This is a genomic window from Pseudomonas sp. FSL R10-2964 (assembly GCF_009600035.1).
GTDB classification, from domain to species: Bacteria; Pseudomonadota; Gammaproteobacteria; order Pseudomonadales; family Pseudomonadaceae; genus Aquipseudomonas; species Aquipseudomonas bubulae.
This window is the reverse complement of the sequence record NZ_WIWH01000013.1, coordinates 1-16650: the sequence shown is the minus strand read 5'-3', so window position 1 is coordinate 16650 and position 16650 is coordinate 1. Positions and strand designations below refer to the sequence as shown.

Annotated in this window: 14 protein-coding genes; 4 read left to right on the top strand and 10 right to left on the bottom strand. The window is 57.7% G+C overall.

Annotated features, from left to right (window positions below; translation table 11 throughout):
• Window positions 1–6: 6 nt before the first annotated feature.
• From GHN92_RS09215 to bcsQ, 5 genes are read right to left on the bottom strand one after another with little or no spacing between them, the layout of a single operon-like run.
• Window positions 7–3927, bottom strand: coding sequence for a cellulose biosynthesis protein BcsC (locus tag GHN92_RS09215; RefSeq protein WP_133144368.1), 3921 nt, complete (start codon window positions 3925–3927; stop codon window positions 7–9).
• Complete coding sequence (gene bcsZ / locus GHN92_RS09210) at window positions 3903–5141, bottom strand: cellulose synthase complex periplasmic endoglucanase BcsZ (protein WP_095018810.1); 1239 nt, start codon at window positions 5139–5141, stop codon at window positions 3903–3905. Before bcsZ ends, GHN92_RS09215 begins: the two co-directional genes overlap by 25 nt.
• A gap of 6 nt (window positions 5142–5147) precedes the next feature.
• Entirely contained in the window at window positions 5148–7415 is a 2268-nt protein-coding gene (gene bcsB, locus GHN92_RS09205; protein WP_153379924.1) for a cellulose biosynthesis cyclic di-GMP-binding regulatory protein BcsB, read from the bottom strand.
• Complete coding sequence (bcsA, locus tag GHN92_RS09200; protein ID WP_153379922.1) at window positions 7415–9574, bottom strand: UDP-forming cellulose synthase catalytic subunit; 2160 nt, start codon at window positions 9572–9574, stop codon at window positions 7415–7417. The genes bcsB and bcsA overlap by 1 nt, the downstream gene beginning before the upstream one ends.
• A gap of 60 nt (window positions 9575–9634) precedes the next feature.
• A complete protein-coding gene (gene bcsQ, locus GHN92_RS09195) occupies window positions 9635–10714 on the bottom strand; it encodes a cellulose biosynthesis protein BcsQ (protein ID WP_153379920.1) in 1080 nt (359 codons plus the stop codon).
• 548 nt (window positions 10715–11262) lie between these two features.
• On the opposite strand from bcsQ, the gene GHN92_RS09190 reads away from it, so the two are divergent.
• A complete protein-coding gene (locus GHN92_RS09190; protein WP_095002319.1) occupies window positions 11263–11469 on the top strand; it encodes a hypothetical protein in 207 nt (68 codons plus the stop codon).
• A gap of 72 nt (window positions 11470–11541) precedes the next feature.
• Here GHN92_RS09190 and GHN92_RS09185 read toward each other — a convergent pair whose 3' ends face one another.
• The 5 genes from GHN92_RS09185 to GHN92_RS09165 form a co-directional block, all read right to left on the bottom strand.
• On the bottom strand, window positions 11542–12210 hold the full coding sequence (locus tag GHN92_RS09185) for a DUF3313 domain-containing protein (RefSeq protein ID WP_095031848.1): 669 nt from the start codon (window positions 12208–12210) through the stop codon (window positions 11542–11544).
• Window positions 12211–12439: 229 nt separating this feature from the next.
• On the bottom strand, window positions 12440–12595 hold the full coding sequence (locus GHN92_RS24330) for a hypothetical protein (RefSeq protein ID WP_153379918.1): 156 nt from the start codon (window positions 12593–12595) through the stop codon (window positions 12440–12442).
• A 517-nt stretch (window positions 12596–13112) separates the two neighbouring features.
• A complete protein-coding gene (locus GHN92_RS09175; RefSeq protein WP_133144365.1) occupies window positions 13113–13628 on the bottom strand; it encodes an AAA family ATPase in 516 nt (171 codons plus the stop codon).
• A gap of 255 nt (window positions 13629–13883) precedes the next feature.
• Window positions 13884–14258, bottom strand: a complete 375-nt coding sequence (locus GHN92_RS09170; protein ID WP_095024250.1) for a tautomerase family protein — start codon at window positions 14256–14258, stop codon at window positions 13884–13886.
• Between the two features lie 6 nt (window positions 14259–14264).
• Window positions 14265–14600 carry a carboxymuconolactone decarboxylase family protein gene (locus GHN92_RS09165; protein ID WP_095018802.1) on the bottom strand — a complete coding sequence of 112 codons (336 nt, stop codon included), beginning with the start codon at window positions 14598–14600 and terminating at the stop codon, window positions 14265–14267.
• Window positions 14601–14708: 108 nt separating this feature from the next.
• On the opposite strand from GHN92_RS09165, the gene GHN92_RS09160 reads away from it, so the two are divergent.
• The 3 genes from GHN92_RS09160 (at window position 14709) to GHN92_RS09150 (ending at window position 16643) form a co-directional block, all read left to right on the top strand.
• Window positions 14709–15596, top strand: a complete 888-nt coding sequence (locus GHN92_RS09160) for a LysR substrate-binding domain-containing protein (protein ID WP_153379916.1) — start codon at window positions 14709–14711, stop codon at window positions 15594–15596.
• Window positions 15597–15667: 71 nt separating this feature from the next.
• Window positions 15668–16273 carry a hypothetical protein gene (locus GHN92_RS09155; protein ID WP_095024247.1) on the top strand — a complete coding sequence of 202 codons (606 nt, stop codon included), beginning with the start codon at window positions 15668–15670 and terminating at the stop codon, window positions 16271–16273.
• Window positions 16274–16328: 55 nt separating this feature from the next.
• The gene (locus tag GHN92_RS09150; protein ID WP_095024246.1) at window positions 16329–16643 is read left to right on the top strand and encodes a tyrosine-type recombinase/integrase; all 315 of its coding nucleotides are present in this window, start codon (window positions 16329–16331) and stop codon (window positions 16641–16643) included.
• The last annotated feature ends 7 nt before the right edge of the window (window positions 16644–16650 follow it).

The window sequence follows — 16650 nt, the reverse complement described above, 5'->3', positions numbered from 1 at the left end:
AGGACATCAATTGGAATAAGGCGAACTGTATGGGCTGACCGGCAGCTCCATAGGGCCATTCATATTTTCAAACATATAGCGCAGGTACATCGCCCCGGTGATTTGCTGGTAGTCCTGAGCATTATCCAGACCCAAATTGGCCCCCAGGAAAACGCTCGACCCGAACTTGTACTCACCGGCAGCGGCCAGGCTGTAACCGACGCCAGTCTTGCTCTCGCCGGAGTAGCGCTGGTCGTTGGTGGCCTGCATGTCCTTGTCACCGGGGAAGTAGTCGGCACCGGCCTGATGGGTGTACTGAACGCCCACCGAGCCCTTGACCTGGTAGCTGAAGCGATCGGTGCGCTGCGACCAGGCCACCGGCACGCCCAGGGCAAAGTAGCTTTGCGGGCTGAAGTAGCCGCCGTGGCCATAAGTAAAGAAGTTCTGGTTGTTCTCAAAACTCATGCCGGTAGCGCTCAGACCCAGGGTCAGCTTGCTGTCCTCGGTGTTTTGCAAATACCAATACACTCCACCGCCCAGTTCGGCACGGCTGTTGGATTCGACGTTATGACCCAGCAGCTTGTGCCAGGCGCCGTAGCCATAGGCGCCGACAGCCTGATTGTCATAGCTCAGTTGACCACGGCCGCCGTTAGCCGTTACGCCACCCCACGTCTGCCCGGTGCGCTCATCAGTGGTACCGGCGAATGACGTTACGCTGTCGATCACCGGGCGGCGTGAAACATTGACGCCATAACGCACATTGGAATTGCTGGCGAGCGGGCGATCGACACTCACGCCACCGGCCACGGTGCTGTATTGAAAGCCGATCGGCGTGGTACCGAGGTCGGCCTTGATGCCTTCATCCGGGCGAGCGTAGCCAACGCTCACACCCACACCACTCTCACGCTGGGCGCCAATCCCCTCGGTTGACTCTTTGCCACTACCAAAGCGTTCGGCGGCATAAACACCCACCCTACCCGCATTCAGGGACACCGGTGTCACACGTACGGCGATACGGTTGTCACCCGCCGGAAAGTTAATTTCCAGCGGTGTTTCGATATCGGTCATTTTGCCAAGGCCAGGCTCACTGTCGTTGTTGCGAATAGTGACGCCCTGGGTCACGTAGGCACTGCGCTCCTGGAGGATACTGTCCAGCGCACGCTGGGCCGAACTGGCTTGGTCCACCGCCACATTGACCGTGCCTTGGGGTAAAAATGGATTAGCCCCGGCACCAGCATTACGTCCCACCGGCAAGGTGCCATTGCCTGTCCTGGAAGGCAGGGGTTGCCCCGGATAGACATCGCTGGCCAACAGCGCATTGTCGTCTGCCATATAAGCGCTCGAATCGAGCGTGGTTTGGGCGGGCGCGGGAATCGCATCGATGGCCCCACGCCCCATCTGATTGGCTGGGCCCGACAAGCCGGCGAACGGGTTCGGCGCAACGCCAGATACGCCGGCCTGAGCCGTAAGGTTGCGTTTTTTCTCGGTTTGCTCGATGTCCACGGCCTTGCGCAACAGGTGCGCAGCCTGAGCGCTCTTGCCCATGCTGCGGTAGATTCGTGCCGCTTCGGTCAAAGACTGCGGGTCGTAGTTTTGCAGTTTCACAAACTGCTCCAGCGCACGCTCGGCGTAGCCGTTATCTCGGGCCAGAACCGCAGCGTCCGCGGCATTGAGGAGGATTTGCGGATCGTTGGGCTGACGTTGCAGCAAAGGCTTGTACAGCTCAAACGCCTTGGCGTTATTGCCGCTGCTGACGTACATCCGCGCCAGCGCCGAAGTCGCACCGGCGTCCCCAGGCCGCGATGCCAGCGCCGGTGCCAGAGTGTCATAAGCGCCCGCCAGGTCACCGCCTTCACGCAGCAGATCGGCCTGACGAATGCGGTACTGATACAGCAGGTCGTCGAAACGTTTGCGTGTGGCAACGCTCATTCGCTGGTTTTGCAGGCCGCGCAGGATCGAGTTGACCTGGGCATCATTACCCGTCTTGAGCAGCAGATTGGCGTACTGCAACATCAAGTCGGCGGAAGGTGTAGGTGTCTGGTTGATCACATCGCGCATCATGGTCAACGCTCGCGTGGAATCTCCTGTGTCCACATAAGCCGAGGCCAGCGTTGCCATACGATCCGGACTGCGGCTCGCCATCGGTTGCAACCGGTCGAGCAGTGCCAGGGCTTCCTGACGCTGGCCACGCTTGGCCATGGTGGCAGCGAGCTTGACCTGCACCGTCAGCGTGATCTGATCCGCCAAATCGTTCATATCTGCGGTGCGACGACCCACTGGAATCCGGCTTATGGCAGCCTGAGCAGCGTCCCACTGCTCCATTTCCACTGAGAGCAGAGCACTGGTATAGAGGGCGTCAACATCTGTCGGATGGGCTTTGAGGTAGCTGTCGATCAGAACGCGGGCTTTTTGCGGCTCACCGGTTTTTAGGTAAAGGCGGGCGAGATCAAAACGGGTCCAGACGTTGTCCGGGTCATCTTTGACCGCTTGCACCAAAGCTTGTTGTGCGCCCCGGGTATCGCCACGCTGCTCGGCCAATGCCGCAGCCTGCGTGGAGCGCAGCGCACGCAGTCGACCGCCACCGCCCATTTCGGCCTGCTGGGCCGGGGTCAGGGTATCTAGCAGGCGCAAGGCCTCATCGGCCTGCCCCGCTTGCGACAGAACATTGACCAGCCCTTGTACGGCCTGAGCATTGTCCTTCTGCACACTCAGCACCTGACGGTAACTGGCTTGAGCCTCATCGAGCTGACCGTTCTGAGCCTGAATATCCGCGAGGGCCAAACGTGCCTCGATGCCCCTGGGGTTCACTCGCATTGCCTGGGCAATGCTTTCCCGGGCCTTGGCGGGCTGGCTCTTGGCCTGGTTGCGCGCCTGTTGCAGCAAAGCCCAGTAGCGCACGTTATCCAGCGCCGGCTTCCAGCGCGAGCCGCCGTTGCCGATAGCGCGGTTCAAAAGTTGCTCAGCTTCGCTCAGACGGTCCTGTTGCTGACGCACCACACCGAGCCCACCCAAAGCATCAGGATCATTCGGCTTGTTTTTCAAGCGTGCGGCAAAGGCTTGCTCGGCACCCGCCTGATCACCTTTATCCAACGCCTTGAGCCCACGCTCGACCAGCGGATCAGGTTGCCAGGCCGGTACACGGTCTGCAGTGCTGGCTTTCAATTTACCTTTGTTCAGCAGGTCACGAATTTCCTGATCATCTGGATGAGCCTTTAAAAAGGCTTCGAACAACGGCACCTGGGCAGCACTCGGCGGACCGGACCAGACCAGCGCCAGACGCCAGCTTTCATCAGCGTCACCGCCGATGTCGGGCCGGGTCGATAGCTTGGCCAGATTACGGATACCTTCAGGGCGACTGTCTTCGTAACGAATCAGTTGCTTGGCCAGAAACAGCGCCAGAGTCGAGTCGTTGGGCGTCTCGCGCAGCAAGCGCTCCATGCCTTTTCGCGCTTCTGGCCAACCTGCAGGATTGAACGCCAGGTTGTTGTAATACTCACGTCCCACCGTACCTGACGGTGTGCGACCGGCAAACAGTTTGGCAAACACCTGAGTCGCCTCATCTCGCTGATCGCTATCGACCAGACGTCGGGCCTCATCCAGCAGTGCTTTGTTCTGCGTCTCAGTCAGGGCAATATCCTGTTCCAGCTGCGCCGCCAGCCACGGTCGGGGCGACAGGGCCTGCAAACGCGCCAGGTATTGCCTTGCTTGCTCGGGCTTGTTCTGTTTGAGGCTGGCAAAGCCCATACCATAAAGGGCATCCACTTGATTGGGGTCCAGACGCAAGACTTTTTCCCAGGCCTCGGCCGCCCGTTGTGCATTGGCGCGGCCTTGCCAGTACTGACCCTGTTCGACCAGCCGCGCTTGCACGTCGCTGGTATCGGCGTGGACGGCTGTGCCGATGACTGCGGTTAGAATCCCGATAGCTAGTGCGTGGCGGTGCGGACGCATGACGTCTCCCAAGACAGTTTGAGTGTTCCGTCATCACGAAACTGAAAGCGGTTTTCTGCCCAGCCGAGTGCGAACAGGCTAAGCATGACGTTGTAATACAAAGGCTCGGTACGTTCGCCATCGGCCTGCCCCAGCGCCTTCGTGAGGGCTAGCTCGGTTCGACGCTGCTGAGCTTGGGCAAGCCAGGGCTGGCCTTTGGCCTGGAAGTAAGGAATCAGCGCGGCGGAGAAGCCGAACGGCCCCTGCCCCTCTAGCGTACCGCTCCTGACCTGGACCTTTTCCGGTGGAATGCCGGTGGAAGCCGTGCTGTTCGCCATACCCTCCAGTCGCGCCAGCAACGGTGCTGCCAACACATCGGATTTGGGCGTCATGCCTGCCCACAGGTAAACGCGAATCGCGTCGTAACTGCCCAGTTCGCCATTAACCGGATCGACCACGAACAGACCGCTGTTCGGCCCGGTGGCACGATAGCCGATCCAGTCGGCAACATAGCCCTTGGGGCTGGAAGCCTTGACCATTTTCACGGTGTTTTCGGCAATTTCTTTCCACGGCCCGGCCGGTGCCTGCATGGCCAGCCGCCGCAGCAACGGCAGCGGCAGATAGCTGGGATTCAAGCGCCACAGATGATCTGGCTGCACAAAGCCTTGAGGCCCGGGCAACACCATTTTGCCCAGACCGGGCAAGCTCACGACCAGTTGGCTCTGGATGTTTTCAAGCAGATGCAAGGCTGCCTCGCGGTAGTCCGGGCGCTGCCACAGACGTGCCGCTTCGAGCAACGAATAGGCAATCCACAAGTCCGAGTCGGACGCTGAATTGGCGTCCTGCAATTGCCACGTCCCGTCCTTGCCCTGCCCCCACAACCAGCCTGGCAAACGCGTGCTCACGTCGGCGCCAGCCATATTGGCCAAGGTCCATTGCCATAACCTGTCAAAGCGCGCCTGATCATTGCCGATCAATGCAAATAACATCCCGTAGGACTGACCTTCGGAAGAGCTTTGGTTGAGCTGTGGGCTGGACTCCAGCATACGGCCGTCAGCCTGTACAAAGCGCGAAGCGTAGGCTTGCCACAGCGGCCAGTCGGCTTTTTGGCACCTGGTGTCCTTGGCCATCGCGGGGGTCAGGGCGATACCTGCCAGAGCGCCTGCCAACCACAGCAGCGCACGATGCAGGCGCCGCGGTGAGGAATTAAAACGTTTGATCGCGAAGAACCCCATGAGCCGTCAGTTACCTAGTCGTTTGTTGGCGCGTGCGCGCAGTGCCAGATAAGCCAGACCACTGAGCAAAATCACCCCCAGACCGGTCAGCAGCAGGGACAAGACCACATGGCGCGACATCAACCATTGCAGGTACTTGATAGGCCCCAGGCTGCCAACGTAGTACTGCTCGTCCGCCACCAGAGGCTCGATGTTTTTACCGCGTACCACCACCAGACTGCCCTGGATCGAATGGGTGTAATCCTCACCTCCGATCAGTGCATTTGTGGCATCGGCCAGACCTTGCGGTTGACCACTGGCAATAACCACAACACTGCGCCCTTTTTTAAGCGGCGATTCGAAACCGGTCAGGTAAGTGCTACGCGCGCCACCGGAAAACGCCATCGCCAACCGCGTCTTGCGAATATTGGCTTCAGGATCGGGGCTAAACCAGTCACGTAGCCGCATCGGCAAGTCAGATAAATGGAAGCTCTGCTGGCCTTCGCCATCGTTAGCGGGCAGGCGATCGGCCCAATGTGCCAGCAAGGGCTGATTGGCACCGGACGCCAGCACCAGCAAGTCCTTGTCCGCAGCGCCCGCCACCTGATCCGCCTGAATCACCTGTACGCCAGTAGCCGGGTAGCCGGTGGACTGGCCAAATCGGCCGAGCAGTGTGAGGTAGGCATTCAAATCAGCAACCCCGGCATCATCCGGCAACACCATGGCGGTTTGCGACAGGTCAGCCAGACGGGTAAACGGAAAGCCGGAATCCTTGAACACGCCCAGGTTGGGCATGGCGATAAAGTGGTCGTAGCCGCTCAAATCAAGGGTCGACTCGGGATCAATCGCACCGCGCATATTGTCAATGATGATGTCGTTACATTGGCCCTGCTTGATGTAATCGAACATATAGCGCAACTGCAGGCGGGACTGCAGGGCCACCGAGTTCAGGGGCAGCAACACATTGGTTTCGCGGTCAAGGCTGTCGTCTGACTTCAGTGTTCTGAGCACACTGCTGTCGAGCCTGTCCCGGGACAGCAGGTTCTGCGACTGAATCAGCGCGTCATTAAAACTGATAATGAACGACGAATTGTAGGACTTCTCTTGCGGCGTATAGCGGTATTTAAGATTCAGCGGCGCGCCTTCGTTACGCCAGGTAAACAAATCCGGCGGAAAATTCAACGGCACGGTGATGTCACCCGGGTTGTAGCCGGACACCGCCAGTTGCTTGGCCTGCATCAACTCACCAATCTTTACCGGGCGATCACTGGGCAACCAGTTCGGCGCGTCATAGGGCTTGCGGGGCTGCACCACCTGCAATCGATCGATCACCACGCTGCTGCCCGACAAGGCCTGGCTGCCCAGTACCAAAGCAGTTGCGGCACTCTTGAGTTCGGCACCGTCGCGACCGCTGACCACCAGCAGCTTGGCATTGACGTCATTCGGATTGGTCATCAAGGTCAGGGTCGGGCCCTTCGCTGGCGGTAGACTAATACTGCCAATCTGCAGCGCATCCGGACCACTGATCAAAACCACCGCACTGCCGCTGGCGGGAATCTGGTTGTAACTCGAGGAAAACCGTGCACCCCGAAAACTGGCTTGGGCGCCAAACCACGACGACAGTGCACCGGCTGCTTCGAGCGTGGCGTTGTCAGGCGCAGAGACGAACACAAACGGCAAATCCAGGGCCCGGGTATCGCGACGAGCGAAAAATGGCAACGGCAAGATGGACAGATCATTGGGTAAACCCAAGGGCGATACATCAATGCTCAAGCTGGTGGCGTTGCTGATCTTGGCCCACAGGCTGGTGTGCTGCGGATCTTCGCAACTCATGGTGTAGTGCCCGATAAACTGCAAACTCAGACGGTTGAACTCGGTAATCAGGTGCGCCGGTATGTCGACGACATGCTGTTGCAGTTGCCCGGCTTTGTCCTTGGGCAACGGCAGGCTTGCCGCCACTTCATCGTTGATGATGACGTTGATTTGCGACAGCTCTTCCAGCAATGCCGGCGAGTAGGTGTACTGCAAGTTCAACTTGGCACCCGTCACAATCGAGTCGGCCCGCACATCGAAACTGACACTGTCGCTCGATTCCACACCACGCAGGTTCATCGGATAATTGCGGCCCAACTGTTTGAGGGTCACGGTGTAATTATTGCTACCGGTTGCAGCAACGGCTGGAGCGCTCTCGGCGCAGGCAGCGCCGCTGTTCAAAGCCAGCAAGGCACACGCAATGCGTGCCAGGGCACGACGCGGATCGCGCAAATTGGCGAAGACTGAAGACGTTGAATTCATCACTTATCCTGGATGTTTTCTAGCTTTGATGGGGCGACGCGGCGACGGCGCAGCAAGCTGCGCACTTCCATGAGCGAGGCTTTGAAGAGTTCTTGGATACCGCGAAAACCAATTCGGCTGACTCCGCGCAGGGCCACCAGCGGGGTATCAACCTGCCCGCTACCCCAGGTCGATGCCCAGGTGTCGGCACGGGAAAAGGTGAGACGTACCAGATCACTTTGCTGGCGCAGGGTCAGGGCATCAAATTGAACGCCGAGCAATTCACCGCGACTGAATACAACCACAGCCGGGAACAGTCTCAGGTGCTGGCTGCGCAATAGCGAAATCTGCACCTGCTCGCCTTGAGGTACGCTGACGCCCTGGGGCAGGCGCAAGCCCATGCCTTTTTGCGAAAAATCCTGGGTGACGCCGTCTATCACACTGCCATCGGCACGGGTCAGGCGTACCGGCAATGTGGCCGCAACCCGCGGTTCGGCACGAACCTGCCGGGTTTCACTGGCCACCGCTACGGCGGCACTGGTGATGATCACGTTGTAGAGCGTCCACAACAGGTTGATCAACAGCGTGGTCGTGGCGCCCTCCTCACCCATTGCCAGCCGCGCGATCCCGTACGCCATCCCTGCCATGTTAAGGGTCAGCAGCACGATATATGGACGGGCGAGCTTCCAGTCGAAGTACTTCTCGTCAATGATCCCGCCCTTGTCGGTCACGTTGAAACCACCGAACTTGGGGTTGACCAGCGCCACCAGCACCGGGGCCATGATGTACCAGGCCAGTACTGTCTCGTAGACCTCGTTCCAGAACGAATGCCGGTATTGCCCCTGAATGCTGGAGTTGGTGAGGCTGGCATGAAAAATATGCGGCAATGCATAGGCGGCAATCATCAAGCCCGAGGCATGAAAGATTTGCGCATCAAAAAACAGAAAAGCCAGCGGCGCCGTCAAAAACACCAAGCGCGGCAAACCATAGAAGAAATGCAGCATTGCGTTGAGGTAGCACAGGCGCTGGCCCAGGTTCAGGCCCTTGCCGAACAGCGGATTGTCGGTGCGGAAAATCTGCGCCATACCCCGCGCCCAGCGAATACGCTGGCTAATGTGGCGTGAAAGGCTTTCCGTGGCCAGACCCGCTGCCTGCGGTATCGCCAGATAAGCAGTGTTGTAGCCGGCGCGGTTGAGCTTGAGCGCGGTATGGGCATCTTCGGTCACAGTTTCGACCGCCACCCCGCCGACTTCCATCAGCGGCTTGCGACGGATCACTGCGCAAGAGCCACAGAAAAACGTGGCGTTCCACAGGTCGTTGCCGTCCTGCACCAGACCATAAAACAACTCGCCTTCGTTGGGCACCGAACGGAAGGTGTCGAGATTTTTTTCGAACGGGTCGGGCGAAAAGAAAAAGTGCGGCGTTTGCAACATCGCCAGCTTGGGGTCTTTGAGGAACCAGCCAATGCTCACTTGCAAGAAAGAGCGGGTCGGCACGTGGTCGGCATCGAAAAATGCTACGAACTCGCCACTGGTGACCTGCAATGCTTCGTTGAGGTTACCGGCCTTGGCATGACGATTGTTGTCACGGGTGATGTAGTTGACGTTGATCTGCTCGCAGAACTCGCGAAAGTCTTCGCGGCGACCGTCATCGAGCACATGCACGCGCAGCTTGTCCTGTGGCCAGTCAATTGCCTGAGCGGCAAAGATGGTCAGCTTCACGATATCGAGCGTCTCGTTGTATGACGGGATAAACACGTCAACCACTGGCCATTCGCTCGGCGGGCCCTTGAGCAATACCGGCTGGCGCCGCAGCGGCCAGGCCGTTTGCAGGTAGCCAAACACCAGCACCACCAGGGCATAGATTTCGGCCAGCACCAGGCCATAACCGAACGCCATGTCGACCCAGTCGTCGAACCCCAGGGTTTCGGTCAAGCGCCAGTATATATAGCGCAACGAGGCCGTGAGTGACAGGCCGATCATGATCAGGATGGTCAGGCGCCCGGGTATCCTGCGCAGCACCAATGCTGCAACAAAGCAGCCGATGGCAAAGATGCACTGCGCATAGAATTCGAACGGTACGGTAATAATCAGCAGGCCCAAAAGCCCGCAAAACACTGCGGTACCGGCAAGCAGCGCACGGCGTGCCGCAGCCGGCCACTGATCAAGATGATCTGACAGCGACTGGGCCCAACGCTGAAACCGGCTTTGCGCAACCTGGGGGGGGGCTGTTTGACTGACTCATGAAGCTGAGTTCTCGGTTACACGGACGTTCTGCAAAGCAGCCTTAAGGTGTTCGCCAAGCAGTAAAACCCCTTCACCACCTACAGACCGGACGGGCACCGTCAACGGGTTGCGGCCGTAAGCCAAGGCCTCGCCAAAACCGTGATCCTGCTCTACTACCCCCGTCAACTGCGCACCCAGACGGCGCTTGAGCACTTCGAGCATGTCGCGGGAAAACTCGCGCCCGGGCTCAAATTGATTGACCACATAGCTGCGCGCAACGTTGGCTCCCAGCAGACGGTCCATATGCTCCAGGGCAATAAAGCTGGTCGCGTCGGCAGCAGTGACCACCAGCACCTGATCGGCCACATCCAGCGCCTGCTGGAGGTACGCCGAGCGGCCGGTGGGCGTATCGACAATCACCAGGTCATGTGTGCCCAGGTCCATGCGTTCCAGTTGCCGTGCCAGCCAGTGGCGGTCCTGGCTTACTTCGCGCTCCAGGGCACAGCGCTGGTCATCGCTCAACACGCCGTAGGGCAGCACTTGTACATCGTTGAATCCCTGCTGCAGATTGCTGCTCCAGCAGGCGCTGCCGATGCCGGTCACGCCGGATTCAACGCCGAGGTGATGGTGCAGGGCATTTTGCGGATCAAGGTCGATGGCCAGGGTCTTGCCACCCTCCAGACGCAGGCTGCTTGCCAGGCTGGCGGCCAGCGTGGTCTTGCCAACGCCGCCCTTGGCCGAGACCAGCACCACGACACGAGCCTTGCACTGCGGCGTGCGCAATTGTGCCTGCAGGGCCTCGGTTTCGGCCTGACGAGCAAGCGCTACTTCAGCGAGCAAATTACGCAGCGGGATGGCGACGTCGGCAGTGCTCATCAGCGGTGCCGGATCTTCGGCTTTCGCCAATGCCACGCAGACTGGCGCAACCGGTGGCAGAGCAGCAAGTACCGGGGCCGTGACTTCTTCAGGCTCAGAGGCTTTAACTTGAGCTGGCGGCGTATTGGGGTATTCGAACTGACTGTCGAACTCGTGATAACTGTCCGAAGTGGCGCCGAACCTGCTGAACAAGTTCGATATGTCGTCTGTACGACTCATAAGTAGGTTCCTTCCGGACTGAGTATTCACGACGCATGGCCAGCAACAGGGCGTCAAAATAAGCCATCACAATGATATCGTCAATAAATTGAACAAATTTGGATTAATATCGTAATTGCAAGCACAAACAATCAGGCTATTCGCCATTTTATTGACGAGTACGGCTATTTTTATTTGGCGCTGCTCGCGTCGCTCTCAACCAATCAACCCAATCCTTTGTAATGACGAGGCTTATACGCGAAGGCCGGAAAGACCGGAAAATGCGCAGGAAATGCACATCAATTAGACGAGTGATCCATTGGCGGACCGACAGACAGCAATTACCGCGCCATTATGAACAAAGTTGAACGTTACGCAGCGACTAACGGTGCACCGCTGGTCACCCTGATGGTTCCTCAGATTCATGCCGGTACTTTCGGGCACAACCATGTCTACCGGGCTGTTTTCAGGCCCTTTTCGATGCGCGCCATCAATCCTACCCTAAACTTTAGTTATTACCGGTTACCGGTAGTAACAGGTTTCAAACCCGCAACGATAAGGAGAGCATCATGTCTGAGCACTTCAAAAACCTCCGGGGCGATACCCCCTTTGGTGCTGCCAGCCCGGAAGGCAAACGTGAACTGGCCGTCGCGGCTGCTTTGACCTTGATCCAGTCCAAGGTGCTGAACTCAGCCAGCTCCGGTCAGTTACAGACAGAGATGAATAACCTGAGCAAGTACGCCGATCAGATTCAGGCGGCACTTGAAGTCGTGTGAAGGAGCCAGACAAATCGCAGACAAAAAAAAGCCCGCCTTTCGGCGAGCCCCGGACCAACCCTTGACCGGCTCTCAATGGCGGCTGGACAAGTATTCGCGGCGCATATCAAGCGCCCAGCCATCGAGCACCAGCTTGAAATCATCCAGCGTCATGACCTGAGAATCATTTTCCAGCGCCAGCCCTGTCCCCTTGCGCACCACTTGCGCGACCACCTGCTGGTCAGCAGCATCGATCACGGCGATCTCGGTGCTGATTTCACTGTCCTGATCACGCATCCCGACCGCCGTGCTGACCCCAGCGGCGAGCAGGGTCACGGGCAAATACTCATAAAACCGCAGGCCCTGGGTACTAGCCGAGAGCGAGACTATGGCCGGCCTGACAATCAGCGTGCCAGGGCCCGGGGCCGCGACAACCGTCATGACCTTGCCCAGTTCGCGCTTGAGCGCAGCATCGTAATAACCGGTTACGGCCGACAGCGTGGACTGTGGCCCCCGCCCGGTCGGTAACACCCACGGGTAAAACTGGCTTGGCTCGATATAGATGCCGGTGTAATGGCTGATATCCAGATCAGGGCTTACCCAGGACAGTACGGCCTGCCCGGAAGGCAACTGCTTTTGCGCCAACTGGCTGTAATCGGACAGATAGCCCGAAAACTCTTCGGGCGGGATGGTCTTGCTGGCACAGGCCGCAAGCAAAATGGACAAGGCAGCCAGCAGCGGCAGCGAAAGACTGGTTCGCATGGAGCAGGAATTCCCGGGACGATGTTTTACAGGAGGGTTCTCATCAGCCCTAGGTGCCAGAACGAGCGCGGCGGGACTAATTGCGCACAGCTTGCCTGAACGCAATTGCTGGCAGATGTCCGGTTTGTTTCCGCGAAGCAGGGATATTGCAGAGGTGAAACAAATGGCGGGAATTGATTGAGCCAGCAGTTAATAACCTGAAGCGCAGCGTGGATGACACGCTGCGCAGTTAAAGCACCAGAGGATCAGTCGTCCCTGTCATCACGATCGCGATTGCGGTCATAACGGCAATCATTGTCGCGACGATCGTAGCCGCGGTCATAACCCCGATCATCATGCCCGCGATCGTATCCACGGCCCGAGTCGTAACCTCGATCGTGACCATGCCGCCCCCCGTCGTACCAGACAGGCGCGCAGCCGCCCAGCAGAAAAGCGCTAGAGACGGCCAGGATCAATAGGGTTGTGCGCTTCATTTGAGCGTCCTGAAAGAAAAGGTCATAAATATGACAATAAAAACGACCAATGATTCCTCGACACCCGCGGCTGCTCCCGCCCTCGCAAAGACTGCGTACTGGGGCACACGCCCTACCTGACCCACCCACTTACGCCTGCTTGGTGTTGGTTAATTGGGGAGCAGAATGACAACCGACGGTGAATAAATCTGCAAAAAGCAGTGCAAGTTGACCTGATCAAGCTTCAATTACAGGTATAGAACCGCACCGAACAACCAGCGCCAACGACAGCCTGTCGCTAACTGCCCGATCCCTCACGGGAGGTCGCATCGGAGTGTGATCCGGGGCTGCCGGCCAGCGCACAAGCGCAGCTGACAAGCATCAGGCAGATCGCACTCCGATGCGGACAGATAACCGGCTCCAGTAGAACCGGGGGCGCATTGAACGCCTTCAGAGCAGACGCGCCCTGGATAAAAGCGTTTCAGTGATCAGCGCCACAGCCTGCGCCTTAGAAGTCAAGGCCGTGTCGATGCTGAATGGAGCAGTGCCCCACGCCTCATATTCATGATCGAGAACAGACTGCCAGGTTGGGGGCGTCAGCCCGGGAATATCGACCTCCCTGGTTTCCACCCGACGCTGGTGCTCGCGCCTGTCAGAACATATCACCTGAATGTTGACCAAGGGCACATCAGCGCGCTGAGCAATATCACTCCATGCCTGTCGGCTTTCATCGACCGGGTTTACACAGTCGACTATAACCGTGTGGCCAAAACGAAGATTGCTCAGAGCAAGCTCATTGGCGACCATGTAACCGCTCTTGCCCACCTCTTTTGCAAGAACGCCGGCGTTTCGAATCGCCTGTTCGATGGTATCGACCCTTAGGTAGACGGCACCCGTTCTGCCGGCAAGCTCGCTTGCGATAGTCGTTTTTCCGGTGCCTGGAAGGCCGCTGAAGACGATAAGCATTTTATGTCCTTGAATGGGTCTGGTGACTGCCCGTTATACGCAGAAACCGGGCCACTTCAGTCATTACGCAGCAACCAATGGGTTCTTGCACAGAGCAGGCTCGCTCGGTGGCGGAGCGATAGAAGCAGGTAGCTAAAGAACATTGTTAAAAGCCGTACAGACTCGTATTTACTACCACTCAATCATGCAAGTTCTGGCCTCTGGTACACGTAGATAATTTGGGCCGACCTGTTTTCTTTATCAAGAGCGCGGGAGCTAGTTACCCCGACCGCCAGCAAACGACCAATCCTCACTGTCTGTGGTGGTAATTACCACCATGACATCTTCCTCGCTGAGCCCAGTAGTCTCGTTAAGTTTCTCGACCAGAGTGCGGTAGAAATGCTGTTTCGTTTCGACGCTTCGTGAACGGCCAGCGGTGATAGCAATCAACACAAAATCATGACTGCGCGGCCCGCCCAGGTACTCGGGATTGAAAATCAGCTCACCGACATCATGCTGATGGATGACCTGGAAGCGATCTGCGCCAGGCACCTCAAAACTCTCGACCAGAGCGTCATGCACCCCTTGGGATAGCGCCTGCAGATACGCAGCGGACTTTCCGCGATGCAGTGAAATACGTGCAAATGGCATAAATAGTTACCCTTGGCTGGGAGCACGACTGGCTTGCACATCGCTGAGCTGCTTCAGGCCAGAAGCAGCCGTCGGCCAGCCTGAATAGAACGCCAGATGGGTCATGACTTCCTCCAATTCATCATCACTCAAACCGTTGTCCAGCGCTCGACTCAAATGGAATGGCAGTTGCTCCAGCCGGTACAGCGCCACTAGGGCAGCCACCGTCACCAGGCTGCGCTCGCGAGGTGTCAATTGCGTTCGCTTCCACATATCACCAAACAGGGTTTGGTCAGTTAAATCGGCAAACTTTTGCGGGAATCTGCCCACGTGCTCTCGCCCGCTATCCTTTAATGTATTCACGACCTTAATCCCCGAATTACCTTGTCAATCGGACAAAACTATCAAGTCGCGGTAATTGCGAATATCAGATTTAATAGGATCAACTGTTCCAAATTTGTGGATTATCCGATGCGCCGTCCAACTTTCGATCTCGATGTATTGCGCACCTTCGTTACCGGCGTTGAGTTCAACAGCTTTGCCAAGGCTGCGGATTGCCTCGGTCGATCTACGTCCGCAGTGAGCGCTCAATTGAAGAAACTTGAAGAGCAGATGGGCACCCCGGTGTTGGCCAGATCAGGACGTGGCCTGGTCTTGACACCTGTGGGAGAAATCCTGCTCAGCCACGCCCGCCGGCTACTGGAGCTCAACGACGGGATCTTCTTGAGCCTGCATGAAAGCCAGACGACCGGAACCGTTCGCTTCGGAGTTCAAGAAGATTTTGGGGAGCATTTCCTCAGCGACATCCTGCGACGCTTCGTTCAAGCCTACCCAATGGTGAATCTTGAAGTCAGGATTGCGCGAAACGCTGAATTACTTTCAATGGTAGAAAGCACCGGCCTGGACTTGGCCCTAACATGGGACACGGAGCGCAATTCGCCGCTTGCGACGAGACTGGGTGAAACGCCGATGCACTGGATCGGGGCTCGTAACACACGACTGCCAACCATGATGGATGACTCACCGCTGCCATTGATCCTGTTTGATGCGCCGTGCGTGTTGCGCAGTGCCGCCACCCAGGCACTGGATGCCGCGAATATCCCCTGGCGAATCGCCCTGACCAGCCCCAGCGTTGCCGGTATATGGGCCGCCGTTGCTGCTGGGTTAGGCTTGACGCTAAGAACCCGCATCGGGCTACCGGGCCATCTCGACATCGTTTCAGGCTTGCCCCCTGTACCACACCTTGGTTACATGATTCATAGCTGTACTGAGGCTCCCACACCCGCCACGCGTGAACTCGCAGCATTGATCAAAGCGAGCCTACAAGAGCCGGCATTCAATTTTGCAGTTTCGAAATAAATTCTTAGCTTGAATCAAGCAGCCCAGACGTCGAACTAGCGGCTTATCGCGCAGCAAATGGAGTTGCCCCTATGAAAAAACACACCTTGTATGCGCTGTTGGTACTGCTCGCGGGATGCAGTACAGGGCCCTATCTGCATCCAGAATCAGCCGTGGGCCAAAACGCCCTCCTCGAGCGTACCTGCCCCGGGCCAAAGGCGGCGATGAGCTATACGCCTCTTTCTGAAGAACTCGACTGGGTTCATGTGCTGGTTTATGCAGCACCGCCGGGTACATCCAGCTGGCCAAGCAACAAGCGCTCAACTGACACGGAACTGCGCCTCTTCGGTCGCCTGTACAAACCGCCTTACCTGCTCAACCTGAACACCCCGGAACAACGCAGCGCGGCGCTCAAACAGACCCCGCCCGACCTTTGGGTGAGTGCCGCATCGCCCATGGTCACCGTGCAACTGGCTACAGGGCAGTCTTATCAGGTCAGCGTTGAACAGCTGGAAACCGGTTTTGATCCGAGGAAAATCTTCCACGCGGGCTTCAAGGGAACACCCTTGGGCAAAGGGGATATGGATGACTTCACCGTAACCTTTCCGGATATTTTCGTGAACGGTGAGAAAGTCCCGATGGCACCTGTCCACTTCAAGAAGCGCGAAGAACGCTACGCACCGGTATTCAACTGCTGAATAACAAATCAAGTAGCGACTCGCTCGCTTTGGGCAAGCAAAGGCCTATGACCACATTCCGGCGAATGAGCGGCCAACCTTTCATGAGATTCGAGCGTTGGGTGCCTGGCTATATGAGCAACAGGGATTTGCTCAGGATGACATTCAGGGCTTGATGGGGCATGCCGATGTGAAAATGACGGCGCATTATCATTCTGGGCATGGGCCGGAGGCAGTGATCTATCACAAGGTCAAAGCCGATCTGAAACTGCTGCCGTTGGTGGTTTGCCCAATGATTGGCCAAAGTTTTCCCAAACGAGAACAACAAAAAAGGGCCCACCTTTCGGTGAGCCCTTCTAGACCGCCCAGCAGAGCGGATTTTGTTTGGTAGGCGCGAT

Excerpts from the sequence above, each read along its gene's own strand:
- GHN92_RS09175 (WP_133144365.1), bottom strand. The coding sequence starts at position 13,628 with ATGCTTATCGTCTTCAGCGGCCTTCCAGGCACCGGAAAAACGACTATC.
- GHN92_RS09215 (WP_133144368.1), bottom strand. The coding sequence starts at position 3,927 with ATGCGTCCGCACCGCCACGCACTAGCTATCGGGATTCTAACCGCAGTC.
- GHN92_RS09155 (WP_095024247.1), top strand. The coding sequence starts at position 15,668 with ATGAAAAAACACACCTTGTATGCGCTGTTGGTACTGCTCGCGGGATGC.
- GHN92_RS24330 (WP_153379918.1), bottom strand. The coding sequence starts at position 12,595 with ATGGTCACGATCGAGGTTACGACTCGGGCCGTGGATACGATCGCGGGC.
- GHN92_RS09190 (WP_095002319.1), top strand. The coding sequence starts at position 11,263 with ATGTCTGAGCACTTCAAAAACCTCCGGGGCGATACCCCCTTTGGTGCT.
- bcsZ (WP_095018810.1), bottom strand. The coding sequence starts at position 5,141 with ATGGGGTTCTTCGCGATCAAACGTTTTAATTCCTCACCGCGGCGCCTG.
- GHN92_RS09160 (WP_153379916.1), top strand. The coding sequence starts at position 14,709 with ATGCGCCGTCCAACTTTCGATCTCGATGTATTGCGCACCTTCGTTACC.
- GHN92_RS09170 (WP_095024250.1), bottom strand. The coding sequence starts at position 14,258 with ATGCCATTTGCACGTATTTCACTGCATCGCGGAAAGTCCGCTGCGTAT.
- bcsB (WP_153379924.1), bottom strand. The coding sequence starts at position 7,415 with ATGAATTCAACGTCTTCAGTCTTCGCCAATTTGCGCGATCCGCGTCGT.
- bcsQ (WP_153379920.1), bottom strand. The coding sequence starts at position 10,714 with ATGAGTCGTACAGACGACATATCGAACTTGTTCAGCAGGTTCGGCGCC.
- GHN92_RS09185 (WP_095031848.1), bottom strand. The coding sequence starts at position 12,210 with ATGCGAACCAGTCTTTCGCTGCCGCTGCTGGCTGCCTTGTCCATTTTG.